10 protein-coding genes are annotated in these 12,705 nt (G+C 52.8%); 7 read left to right on the top strand and 3 right to left on the bottom strand.

Translation table 11 applies throughout. The features are described from left to right. Positions 1 to 147 precede the first annotated feature (147 nt). The 7 genes from wecB (at position 148) to AD663_RS18815 (ending at position 9,651) form a co-directional block, all read left to right on the top strand. Entirely contained in the window at positions 148 to 1,278 is a 1,131-nt protein-coding gene (gene wecB / locus AD663_RS18845) for a non-hydrolyzing UDP-N-acetylglucosamine 2-epimerase (RefSeq protein WP_003183863.1), read from the top strand. A 14-nt stretch (positions 1,279 to 1,292) separates the two neighbouring features. Then, positions 1,293 to 2,546, top strand: coding sequence for a glycosyltransferase family 4 protein (locus tag AD663_RS18840; RefSeq protein ID WP_053214364.1), 1,254 nt, complete (start codon positions 1,293 to 1,295; stop codon positions 2,544 to 2,546). Next, positions 2,546 to 3,511, top strand: a complete 966-nt coding sequence (locus tag AD663_RS18835; protein ID WP_003183858.1) for an SDR family oxidoreductase — start codon at positions 2,546 to 2,548, stop codon at positions 3,509 to 3,511. Before AD663_RS18840 ends, AD663_RS18835 begins: the two co-directional genes overlap by 1 nt. Then, a complete protein-coding gene (locus tag AD663_RS18830; protein ID WP_003183856.1) occupies positions 3,508 to 4,524 on the top strand; it encodes a glycosyltransferase family 4 protein in 1,017 nt (338 codons plus the stop codon). The genes AD663_RS18835 and AD663_RS18830 overlap by 4 nt, the downstream gene beginning before the upstream one ends. Positions 4,525 to 4,623: 99 nt before the next feature. Next, entirely contained in the window at positions 4,624 to 6,633 is a 2,010-nt protein-coding gene (locus AD663_RS18825; RefSeq protein ID WP_033046583.1) for a nucleoside-diphosphate sugar epimerase/dehydratase, read from the top strand. A 575-nt stretch (positions 6,634 to 7,208) separates the two neighbouring features. Next, entirely contained in the window at positions 7,209 to 9,203 is a 1,995-nt protein-coding gene (locus AD663_RS18820; protein WP_003183851.1) for a nucleoside-diphosphate sugar epimerase/dehydratase, read from the top strand. Positions 9,204 to 9,318: 115 nt separating this feature from the next. Further along, entirely contained in the window at positions 9,319 to 9,651 is a 333-nt protein-coding gene (locus tag AD663_RS18815; RefSeq protein WP_003183849.1) for a helix-hairpin-helix domain-containing protein, read from the top strand. Between the two features lie 110 nt (positions 9,652 to 9,761). Here AD663_RS18815 and rffA read toward each other — a convergent pair whose 3' ends face one another. The 3 genes from rffA to AD663_RS18800 all read right to left on the bottom strand — a co-directional run bounded on the left by rffA (position 9,762) and on the right by AD663_RS18800 (position 12,566). Beyond that, the gene (rffA, locus tag AD663_RS18810) at positions 9,762 to 10,901 is read right to left on the bottom strand and encodes a dTDP-4-amino-4,6-dideoxygalactose transaminase (protein ID WP_003183847.1); all 1,140 of its coding nucleotides are present in this window, start codon (positions 10,899 to 10,901) and stop codon (positions 9,762 to 9,764) included. A gap of 339 nt (positions 10,902 to 11,240) precedes the next feature. Beyond that, a complete protein-coding gene (locus AD663_RS18805) occupies positions 11,241 to 12,203 on the bottom strand; it encodes a lysylphosphatidylglycerol synthase transmembrane domain-containing protein (protein ID WP_053214335.1) in 963 nt (320 codons plus the stop codon). 126 nt (positions 12,204 to 12,329) lie between these two features. After that, a complete protein-coding gene (locus tag AD663_RS18800) occupies positions 12,330 to 12,566 on the bottom strand; it encodes an acyl carrier protein (RefSeq protein ID WP_053214334.1) in 237 nt (78 codons plus the stop codon). Positions 12,567 to 12,705: the final 139 nt, after the last annotated feature.

The raw sequence follows: 12,705 nt of genomic DNA, 5'->3' as shown, positions 1-12,705 counted from the left end.
ATTGCGTGTCAGTAGGCGTGCGAAATGAAATCTCCGAATATTTCATCTCCTGTAAAGAGCTTGAGTGGCTGTCGTTGACTTAATGCGCGGTGGCGTGGTGGCTGATATGTTAAGCACATTTAATTTATTCAAAAATGGCCTGAGAAAATGAAAAAACTGAAAGTCGTGACTGTCGTCGGAACTCGCCCGGAAATCATCCGTTTATCACGGGTCATGGCCGCGCTTGACCAGTATTGTGAGCATATCCTTGTCCATACTGGGCAGAATTACGACTACGAGCTGAACGAGATTTTCTTTCAAGACTTAGGCATCCGAAAGCCTGATCACTTCTTGAATGCTGCCGGGACCACCGGCGCGGAAACCATCGGCAATGTAATCATCGCGGTGGACCGGGTGCTGGCTACCATCGAGCCTGAAGCCGTGCTGGTACTGGGCGATACAAACAGTTGCATGGCCGTTATCCCCGCCAAACGGCGCAAGATTCCGACATTCCATATGGAAGCCGGAAACCGTTGCTTTGATATGCGCGTCCCTGAGGAGATCAACCGACGTATCGTTGACCACACAGCGGACATCAACCTGACCTATAGCACTATCGCCCGGGATTATTTGCTAAGCGAAGGTTTGCCTGCAGATCGTGTGATCAAGACGGGCAGTCCCATGTTTGAAGTGCTCAACCATTATCGCGATAGCATCGAGGCTTCAAACGTCTTGGAGCGACTTGGGTTGGAGGCGGGTAAGTTCTTTGTTGTCAGTGCTCACCGTGAAGAAAACGTCGACTCGGATAAGAACTTTCTCAAATTGGTCGAGGTGCTCAATACCGTGGCCAGTACGTTCGGCCAGCCTGTTATCGTCTCTACCCATCCGCGCACCCAAAAGCGTGTTGATGCGATGGGCATCGTGTTTCATGAAAATGTCCGATTGCTCAAGCCCTTGGGATTCATGGATTACAACAAGCTGCAACTGGAGTCACGTGCGGCTCTCTCTGACAGCGGCACCATCAATGAAGAGTCTTCGATTCTCAATTTTCCCGCCTTGAACTTGCGTGAAGCTCATGAGCGACCAGAGGGTATGGAAGAAGCGGCTGTAATGATGGTCGGGCTGGAAGTCGAGCGAGTGCTGCAAGGGCTGAGTATCCTTCAGACACAAAAATCAGGTAGTGAGCGCAGCCTTCGCTTGGTGGCGGACTACAGCATGCCTAACGTTTCTGAAAAAGTTGCTAGGATCCTGCACAGTTATACTGACTACGTAAACCGTGTTGTTTGGAAGCGGTATTGAGTCGAGTTGTGAAAATGCCAGAGAGCAAGCTGAATATTTTGGTGGTGACGCAGTATTTCTGGCCAGAGAACATGCGCATCAACGACTTGGTACGTGACTTCACCGAAAAAGGGCACGCGGTAACAGTGCTTACCGGAGTGCCCAATTATCCGGAAGGGGTGGTGTTTGAAGCCTACAAGGCGGCACCTGCACAGTTCACCGAATATCAGGGTGCCCGCGTTGTGCGGGTGCCTATGCTCCCGCGCGGCAAACGCAGCATACAGTTGATTTTCAACTACCTGAGTTTTTTTTCCAGTGCTTCGACCCTAGGTGCGTATGCGTTGCGAGGACGCAGTTTCGATGCCGTATTCGTCTACGCAGTTTCCCCGATCATGGCGGCGATCCCTGCGTTGGTGATCGGCCGTTTAAAGAAAGCCCCCGTGTTTATCTGGGTATTGGATTTGTGGCCGGACACTTTAAAGGCCGTCGGCGTTTTGAAACAACCGGCGTTGTTGTCCATGGTTGGTCGAATGGTGTCTTGGATCTATAACCGTGCTGACTACCTTTTGCTACAGTCCAATGGTTTTTTTGATAACGTCCGAGGCTACTGTACACGTCCCATGGACCCGCGACGCTTGATTTACTTTCCCAGTTGGGCTGAAGACGACTTCTCTGCAGCTCCGAATCACTTGACCTCGATACTTGCACGTGACGAGTCGGTTTTTACGGTGGTATTTGCTGGGAATCTGGGGGAGGCCCAGGATTTCCCTGCGGTGCTGGACGCTGCTGAGCAACTGCGTGGGAAAGTCGCTGTGCGTTGGGCCATCGTCGGTGATGGCCGGATGAGTCAATGGCTGAGCCAACAGGTGAGTAAGCGAGGCTTGGACAACGTTCTGCTCTTGGGCAGGCATCCATTGGATGCCATGCCTGCCTTGTTTGCCAACGCCGATGCACTGTTGGTGTCACTGAAGACCAATGATGTGTTTGAAAAAACCATTCCCGGCAAAGTCCAGGCTTACCTAGCCTCCGGGAAGCCTCTGCTGGGAATGATCAATGGGGAAGCAGCACGTGTAATTGATGAGTCCGGTGCAGGGTTTACATGTGCATCCGGCGACGCGGATGGCTTGGCACGTATCACTCAGGCATTGGCGGCTATCACTCCTCCCTTACGTAAGGTCATGGGAGAGAGCGGCCGTGAGTATTATCTTCAGCACTACTCCAAGCAACGGCTGCTGACGCGTTTGGAAGATATCTTCAGAAAAGCCACGCTACGAAAGGTCAATCACTGATGCAGAAAAGTATTCTCGTGACCGGCGCGAGCGGATTTGTAGGTGGAGCGGTATCCGTGCGGTTGCAGGCAGACTCAGGAAAATCGGTATTCGCGGTGGTTCGCGGTGATCGGAATTTATCGGCGCCTATCAATACTGTGCGAATTGACTCGTTCTCTGCACAAACCCAATGGCACACGCACTTGGCGAATGTGGATGCGATCATTCATTGCGCCGCTCGCGTGCACGTAATGAATGATACAGAAGCTGATCCGCTGGCTGCTTTTCGGCAGGTGAACGTTGAAGGAACGCTGAATTTTGCAAGGCAAGCAGCTGAAGCCGGCGTCCGTCGATTTATCTTTATCAGCTCCATCAAAGTGAACGGGGAAGGTACCTCGACCGGCCAACCTTATACTGCGGACGATATGCCTGCTCCAACGGACCCGTATGGCGTGTCCAAGCAGGAGGCTGAGCAGGGGCTGCGGGAAGTTGCGCTGGCGACAGGGATGGAAGTGGTCGTCATCCGGCCTGTCCTGGTTTATGGGCCCGGCGTGAAGGCTAATTTCTTGAATATGATGCGTTGGTTGGACAAAGGCGTGCCTTTGCCATTCGGCGCCATCGATAACCGGCGAAGCCTAGTGAGCATCGATAATCTGGTCGATCTCATCGTAACGTGTATCGACCATCCAGCGGCGGCGAACCAGACCTTCCTGGTCAACGATGGAGAAGATCTGTCGACCACGATGTTGCTAAGCCGGATGGCCCACGCGCTGGGTAAACCAGCGCGGTTGATTCCGGTCCCTAGTTGGATACTCGAGCGCGGCGCCAGCATGCTGGGCAGGAAAGCATTGTCCCAGCGCCTTTGTGGTTCGCTGCAGGTCAGTATCGAGAAGACCCGTACACTTTTGAATTGGAACCCTCCCGTGAGTGTCGATGATGCACTGGCCAAGACCGCACGGCATTTCAGGACGAATCAAGATAAATGACGTATTTCTGGATATTTGCCTCTGTCACGATGGCGTCGCTACTCATGACTGCCGGGCTGCGCCGGTATGCCTTGGCGCGTAGCATCATCGATATTCCGAATGCACGCAGCTCTCACAGTATCCCGACGCCCCGGGGCGGGGGCGTCGCCATCGTCGTGGCGTTCCTGATGACCTTGCCTTTGCTCGGCCAGCTGGGTTTGGTACAGCTTCACTACATGGTTGCGTTGGGTGGGGCAGGTGCATTGGTCGCCATCGTGGGTTTCATGGATGACCATGGACATATTGCCGCACGGTGGCGATTGCTTGGGCATTTCAGTGCAGCTGTCTGGGCGTTGATATGGCTTCAAGGCTTAGCGCCCCTGGACCTGTTTGGTGTCAGCGTTGATCTATCCTGGATAGGTCATGCTCTGGCTGCTTTTTATCTTGTCTGGATTCTCAACCTGTATAACTTCATGGACGGTATTGACGGTATCGCCAGTATAGAGGCTGTGCTGGCCTGCCTGGGGGCGAGTGCTCTCTACGTACTGTCGGGTTTCACCGGCCTGATCTGGCCTCCGCTGGTCTTGGCCGCTGCCGTGCTGGGCTTTTTTTTCTGGAATTTTCCGCCCGCGAAAATCTTCATGGGAGACGCGGGCAGTGGCTTCCTGGGCATCGCACTTGGGATCATGTCTCTGCAAGCCGCCTGGGTTTCCCCGGCCTTCTTCTGGGCATGGCTGATTCTGCTGGGAGTGTTCATTGTCGATGCGACCGTCACCCTGATCCGGCGGTTTTTGCGGGGTGATAAAGTCTACGAGGCCCATCGTAGCCATGCCTATCAGTTTGCCTCGCGTCATTATGGGCGCCATCGCCCTGTCACGTTGGCAGTGGCGGCGATCAACGTGCTGTGGTTGTTTCCCCTCGCGTGGTGCGTCGTGGTCCTGAAGCTGGATGGGCTGATGGGTGTTTTGCTGGCCTACGTGCCGCTGGTGTTATTGGCTTTCAAGTTCAAGGCCGGCCAGTTGGAGGACGCCTGAATGTCCCAGGTAAAGATGTGAAACGGGTCATGGACGGCTGTCATCGAGCAACTGGACATAACAAGAATGGGTACGAACAACAAGGTGCTGGAAATATTCATGGATAGACTTCGCATTGCATTGCTGGGCCTGCCACGTCGGCAGAAACGCCTGCTTCAGGTCATGACCGATGTGCTGCTGGTCTGGACCGCCCTGTGGTTGGCGTTCGCAGTGCGCCTTGGCTTCGACGAGATGATCAATCCGTTTAGCAGTCATCCGTGGCTCCTTGTCAGTGCTTCTTTAATTGCTATCCCATTGTTCGTGCGTTTTGGTATGTACCGTGCCGTCATGCGTTACTTGGGTAACGATGCCTTGATCGCGATCGTCAAGGCCGTCAGCCTGAGCGCGTTGGTTTTGGCGCTCGTGGTGTACTGGGGCGCCTCTTATATGGCGCCTGTGCCGCGTTCGGTTATCTTCAATTATTGGTGGCTCAGCCTGGTGATGATTGGCGGCTTGAGATTGCTTATGCGTCAGTATTTCATGGGCGATTGGTTCATTCCCTCCGGCCAAGTGCCCTTCGTCAACCGGGGGGCCGGTCTTACCAAAGTGGCGATCTACGGAGCCGGGGCTGCCGGTAATCAGCTTGTGGCGGCTTTGCGTATTGGTCGAGATATGCAGCCGGTAGCTTTCATCGATGACGACACCAGTATCGCGAATCGCATGATCTCTGGTTTGCAGGTGTTCAAACCCAAGCATATCCAGAAGATGATTGAGCTCACCGGCGCTCAGGAAGTGCTCTTGGCCGTTCCGTCGGCGAGTCGTGCGCGACGCCGTGAAATCCTCGAGTATTTGGAAGGATATCCACTGCACGTACGCAGCGTGCCGGGTTTTATGGATCTGGCCAGTGGCCGTGTGAAAGTTGACGACATCCAAGAGGTCGATATTGCCGACTTGTTGGGGCGCGATGCGGTGCCTGCGCAACCCGAGCTTCTGTCCCGTTGTATCAGCGCAAAGGTCGTTCTGGTCACGGGAGCGGGCGGGTCGATCGGTTCTGAACTCTGTCGACAGATTCTCGCCCTGCAACCGGCGACTTTACTGTTGTTCGATCACAGTGAGTTCAACCTCTACAGTATTTTGAGCGAACTGGAGGAGGTCATCGCCCGACAATCGATCCCGGTGAATTTGTTGCCAATTCTGGGCTCAGTGCGTAATGCGGCTAAAATGTTTGACGTCATGACTTCCTGGAACGTCGAGACGGTGTATCACGCCGCAGCCTATAAGCATGTGCCGTTGGTGGAGCACAATATTGCTGAAGGTATGCTTAACAACGTCATCGGTACGTTGAATACCGCGCAAGCGGCGTTGAAGGCCCAGGTCGAGAACTTCGTGCTCATTTCCACGGACAAGGCCGTGCGCCCTACTAATATCATGGGCAGCACCAAGCGCCTGGCAGAAATGGTCTTGCAGGCGCTGAGTCAAGAACTTGCGCCGGTGCTCTTCGCTGACAGCGGTAATGTTGCCCGGGTCAATAAGACTCGTTTCGTCATGGTGCGCTTCGGCAATGTGCTGGGGTCCTCCGGCTCGGTTATTCCGCGTTTCCGCCAGCAGATTAAATCCGGCGGTCCCATCACCGTTACGCATCCCAATATCACCCGTTATTTCATGACAATTCCAGAGGCGGCCCAGTTGGTGATCCAGGCGGGATCGATGGGGCGAGGCGGAGATGTGTTTGTGCTAGACATGGGGGAGCCTGTAAAAATCGCCGAGCTTGCCGAAAGAATGGTTCACTTGTCTGGCTTGAATGTGTGCTCCGAGAAGAACGTGCACGGTGATATTGCGATTGAATTCACCGGTTTGCGGCCTGGTGAAAAGCTTTATGAAGAATTGCTGATAGGTGACAACGTGGTCGCGACACAGCACCCGATGATCATGAGCGCCAACGAAGACCATCTGCCATGGGAACAACTCAAGGCCAAACTGGATGATCTGATGGCCGCCGTTACCATGGATGATTACTCACGGGTCCGAATGCTGCTACGCGAAACCGTAAGCGGTTACGCGCCCGAAGGTGAAATCGTCGATTGGATATTCCAGCAACAACGCTTGATTCCGCAACACAGGGATCGTTAATGGAGCACGTTGGTGGTTGCCAGGAGGATAGGCTTGCCGTTTAAGTTTAGGGGACAACGGCAGTCCGCAAAACTGGGCGTCTGGGCCGAGATCCAGCTTTCGGATGGGCTGTGGATATCGTGTTGCCAGGGGTAAAAAACTTTCATTAATTTCCTGTTGGCCTGGGAACGTCATTGCGGGCATGCTCCATTTCATGACGGGCCCTGCTGATGCGCAATAGCTTATTGCTACAATCCAATCAAAAAGGCAGAGAAGAGGAGACAGCGCTGAGCATTCGTCCAGGCAGTTTGATTAATCAAGCATTACGCGGATTCAACTGATTGCGCAATACCACTGCGTTCTCAGGCATTGCTGCTGATGCGTGAAATTTCAGGAGCCTGGCGCGGCGCGGCAGGTATTAACGTGCCGCCGGTGCCATGTCATTCAGTTCACGCTGGGATGGCCAGAGAAGGTCTAACTTTCGAAGCTGACACAGGCACTCTTTTTGATGAGCGTTTTATCAGTCATGCGTGACGTCGCCCGGTTCAATAAAAACGGAGTTGCACCAGAGGCAGGTCAAGATGCGTAAAGGATTTATGGATAAATTAAGAGTCGCCCTGCTAGGGTTGCCACGACGCCACAAGCGGGCGCTACAACTGGCAACGGACATTATTCTCGTCTGGATCGCCCTCTGGCTGGCGTTCGTCGTTCGTCTGGGTGTTGAGGCATTGGCCAGCCCGATTGCTACGCATTTATGGCTTTTCGGCTCTGCCCCGTTGGTTGCCATCCCGATCTTCATCCGATTTGGCATGTATCGCGCTGTCATGCGTTATTTCGGTAACGATGCGCTGATCACGATTTGCAAGGCGGTCAGCCTTTCGGCCTTGCTGCTGGCCCTTGTGGTGTATTGGTATAGCAATCATAAAACCGTAGTGCCACGCTCCATTATTTTCAATTATTGGTGGTTGAGCCTGATCATGATTGGCGGTTTACGCCTGATGATGCGGCAGTATTTCCTGGGGGACTGGTTCACCGCAGCTCAACATGTTCCATTCGCCAATCGAGACGATGGTCTGCCCAAGGTTGCTATCTACGGGGCCGGAGCCGCTGGTAATCAATTAGTGGCCGCGCTACGCATGGGGCGGGTGATGCGACCGGTCGCATTTATCGATGATGACAGTAATATCGCAGACCGCGTGATCGCCGGGTTGCAGGTCTACGCACCCAGAAATATTCAAAAGATGATTGATACAACCGGCGCAGAAGAAATCCTGCTGGCGGTGCCTTCCTCCTCACGTGGGCGTCGTCGGGAGATATTGGCGCTGCTTGAAGGTTTCCCGCTGCATGTGCGCAGCGTTCCGGGCTTCATGGACCTGGCCAGTGGTCGGGTCAAGGTCGATGATATTCAGGAAGTAGACATCGCGGACCTTCTCGGGCGCGATTCGGTACCCGCACAAGCTGACCTGCTTGAACATTGTATCGCTGGACAATCTGTCTTGGTCACTGGGGCCGGTGGTTCGATTGGTTCCGAGCTTTGTCGCCAAATCCTGGCATTGAAGCCGACTACCTTGCTGCTGTATGAGCACAGCGAATTCAATCTCTATAGCATCCTGTCCGAACTTGAACCTCGAGTCATTCGGGAATCGTTGTCGGTTCGGCTATTGCCTATTCTGGGATCGGTACGAGACCAGGACAAACTGCTCGACGTGATGAAGACCTGGAGTGTCGATACGGTTTATCACGCCGCCGCTTATAAACACGTCCCGATGGTCGAGCACAACATCGCCGAAGGCATCCTGAACAACGTAATCGGCACATTGAACACAGCACAGGCTTCGTTACAGGCGGGGGTGTCGAATTTCGTCCTGATCTCCACGGATAAAGCGGTGCGCCCGACCAATGTAATGGGCAGCACCAAACGGCTTGCGGAGCTGACATTGCAAGCCCTCAGCCGTGAGTTGGCCCCCGTGTTGTTTGGCGACAAGGGCAACGTCTCGCGGGTTAACAAAACGCGTTTCACCATGGTCCGGTTCGGCAATGTATTGGGCTCGTCCGGTTCGGTTATACCCTTGTTCCACAAACAGATTAAATCCGGCGGGCCGTTGACGGTTACCCACCCCAAGATCACCCGCTATTTCATGACCATTCCCGAGGCCGCACAGTTGGTTATCCAGGCAGGCTCCATGGGGTTGGGCGGAGATGTGTTTGTGCTGGACATGGGGGATCCCGTGAAGATTGTCGAGCTGGCGGAAAAAATGATTCATCTGTCCGGCCTGAGCGTTCGATCAGAAAAGAACCCCCACGGCGACATTGCAATCCAGTTCACCGGCCTGCGCCCGGGCGAGAAGCTTTTCGAAGAGTTGCTAATTGGTCACGACGTCGTCGCGACCCAGCACCCAATGATCATGAGTGCCAACGAAGACTACCTGCCTTGGGACGTCCTCAAGAGCAAGCTGGCTGAATTGCTGGTCGCGATTGAGCGGGATGACTATGCCAGGGTCCGCCAACTGCTTCGGGAAACTGTCAGTGGTTACGCCCCGGATGGAGAGATTGTCGACTGGATCTATCAGCAGCGGCGTCTTGAGCCCTGATTGTTACACAACCGGTAACGTACACATTTTTGACAGCGGTGCATCATCGCCTAAGTTTGAGAGGCAGCTTGGGAAAAAAGCTGTTTCTTCTTAACGATGTCATGGAGCTTCACAGATGCGTACACGTTATTTCTACTCCTTGGTTTTTGCCCTTCTGACCAGCGCCTCAATAGGTGCTGTCGCCGCACCTGCCGCGAAACTGGAAACCGTAGCCTCGCAGCAAGCCGTTGACGTGGGAGCATCTCAACGCGTTAAAATTGATCTTAATGGTGCAGATGCCACGACCTTGCAACGTGAGTTGTTGGGAGTTGGAGAGGCCAAGGCCAAGGCGATTGTGGCTTATCGTGAGAGCAATGGGGCATTTTCGTCGGTTGAAGAGCTATTGGAGGTCAAGGGAATTGGCAAGGCTATAGTGGATCGGAATCGTGACAAACTGGAAGTGAGATAAGGGCTAAGTAGCTAGCGAAAAAGGCCGGCTTCGATGGCCGGCCTTTTTGCATTCCATCCGATAGTTCTAGCGTTGCACCAACATATTCGAAATCGCCACGCATCCTCTTTTCAGGAAACGGCGCGCTGTAGCGAGTCGACGATATGGGTGAGTTGGTCTTCACTCAGCCCCATCCAGAGTGGCAGGCGGATCAAGCGTTCCGACAAGGTATCTGTATTTGTCATCGTGCCATGGGTACGACCGTAACGTAGCCCAGCTGGAGAGGAGTGCAGCGGTACGTAGTGGAACACCGAATAAATATGGTCGAGCTTGAGTTTATCTAGCGTGCGCTGGCGGTCAATGCCGGGAGCAAGTAATACATAGTACATATGGGCATTATGCGTACAGTTTTCCGGGATGATCGGACGGCGCACCGCGCCTTTCAATTCAAGCTCCTTGAGCGCCTGGTGATAGCGGCTCCAGCTATTCAGGCGATTCTGTGTGATTGACTGTGCCTCTTCCAGCTGTGCCCAAAGAAACGCGGCGGTCAATTCTCCTGGGAGATAAGATGATCCAACTTCCTGCCATGTGTATTTGTCGACTTCGCCCCTGAAGAAGCGGCTTCGGTCCGTACCTTTCTCGCGGATGATTTCGGCGCGTAACGACATTGCCGGGTCGTTAACCAATAGAGCGCCACCTTCGCCGGAGATCACATTCTTGGTTTCATGGAAGCTATACGCACCTAAATCACCAATACTACCTAAAGCTCTTCCTTTATAAGACGCCATGACACCCTGTGCAGCATCCTCTACGACGTAGAGGCCGTGTCGGCGGGCGATCTCCATTATCGTGTCCATTTCGCAGGCAACGCCTGCGTAGTGAACCGGAACGATTGCCTTGGTGCGAGGTGTAATTGCGGCTTCAATTAACCTTTCGTCTAAATTCAAGGTATCTTCTCTGATATCCACAAACACTGGTATCCCGCCGCGCAATACAAATGCGTTAGCGGTGGAGACGAATGTGTAAGACGGCATGATGACTTCGTCCCCGGGTTGAATATCCAGCAGTAGAGCTGACATTTCCAAGGCCGCAGTACATGAGTGTGTCAATAACGCTTTTTCACTGTGGCTATACTGTTCCAGCCACTGGTGGCAACGTCGGGTGAAGGGGCCGTCACCGGAGAGTTTATTGAGGAATTTTGCTTCGGCGATATAATAAAGCTCTTTACCCGTCATATAAGGGCGATTGAAGGGAATTTTAAGGTCGCTCACTGCATGTCTCCGGATTATTGTTTTCTAGCTAACAACAGGAGCGAACTCCCGAAGGGGAGCGTGATACCTGCCTTCAACAAGCTATGCTCTATCTTCATGACGAATTCCAGGATCCGATTCGTCGTCGGGGTAATCTTGGTGGGTGCCATCCAGCACAAAACCAATACCGCAACCAATTTCCAAAAAATTGCGAATGTCGCCGATACGAGATCTCAATACCCACATAATTACTCGGTTACGGGCCCGAAACCACCAATGCCGTGCCTCAGGCGGAGCAAGGACTTCGAAGGCCGACTTGGGGAACGGGGTGCGATCTAAGTTCATTGCCTAAGCTCTCTGTTAGTTAATGCGCTTCAGGCGGCTGTCTCGAAGGGTATCCCACAAATAAATAATTGCGCCACAAGTGGCGGGGATTAGTACCATCAACGTGTAATTTGCCAGGGAGGCACCTACAGCTACGTTGGCCGGTACGTCCAACAAACCATAAAAATATACAAAAAAACCTTCTCGCACGCCGAGCCCGCCAATGGTTAATGGAACCATGGTCAGGATAGCAATGACAGGATATAGTGCTAAATGTTGAACGAAGGGGATGTCGTAGCCATACGCTCGAAATACCAGATATACCACCAATATTAGCGATATTTGATGGCAGAAAATATAGAGCAAGGAACTTTTAAGCGCCCGTTGATAAGGAAAGCTGACCGTGCTGGCGTGAAGTTTTTCTATATATCCTAATAGGCGAGACAGCAGCGAGTTCTGAAAAATGAGATGGCTATAGAGTGTATGGATTTTTCTACTGCTGAATGAAATTTGCGCGCCGACTGCGATGCAACTGATAACGAGAACGGTAATGTTGAGCGAAGTGTAATTGTCTGATTTCGGTAGAAAAGGCAGAGCGCAAAGGGTAAGAGCACACAGCACCAATAGGCCCATCATCCTATCTATAATGACGGTACTGCCGGCCGTTCCTCGCTTATCCGGGTGACGTCGCTCGATATGGAGCATACGAAAAGCGTCTCCGCCTTGTGACGATGGAAAAACCAAGCCTTGAAACTGAGAGACCAAGCTCACCTTCCATAGACTGGGTAACGCTTCATCAATTGAGTTGAGTCGTAAAAATACTTGCCAGCGACTGATGGAGAAAAACGAGCTTAGCGTCAAGGGAATGCCCGCAGCCAACGCAAGATATTGCCATGCTTTAATGCCATCAATTAATGACGCTAGCTGGATATCTAGTGTTTTTGCCAGGAAGACAAAAATTAAAATGGCAAAAATCAGTCTTAAAAGCGTTGCGGGCATGCGGGCTGCTCAATGCTCGAGGAAGGCGAATACTTCGCTAAACACAGAGGAAATTGCCTGTGCATTGGGGGGGGCGTGCGGGATGGTCGTTTGCACCATGTTTCACCTTGAGTGACAAAATATTGCTTATGACTGTTTAGAGTCTATATAACCGACCAAGTCGTTCACTGTTTGAAGGCGTTCAATGTCGTCGTCGGGTATCTGAATCTGGTAATGGTCCTGGATAGCAATCATGATGGCGAAAATATCCATCGAGTCGATTCCCTGGTCGATCAACTTCAGGTTGTCACGTAATGACGAAGCGTCCGCCACAACATTAGCTTTCTTGATGAGCTCAACGATCGTTTCTTTTGTAGTTGGCACGGTCGGTGTTTCCTCGTTCTGGTGTTGCTGTTATCCCGGTCAGAAATTTTTCTACTCGGATTAAATGATGCGACGGTTGGAAGGCGATTTCGCGGCGGGCGCGAAGCTCAAGGCCGAGAATTTTGCCACAATCCAGGCA

It is taken from the genome of Pseudomonas sp. Q12-87 (assembly GCF_001269755.1).
GTDB lineage: Bacteria > Pseudomonadota > Gammaproteobacteria > Pseudomonadales > Pseudomonadaceae > Aquipseudomonas > Aquipseudomonas fluorescens_S.
The sequence above is the reverse complement of the archived record's forward strand: the minus strand, read 5'-3'. Positions and strand labels throughout refer to the sequence as shown.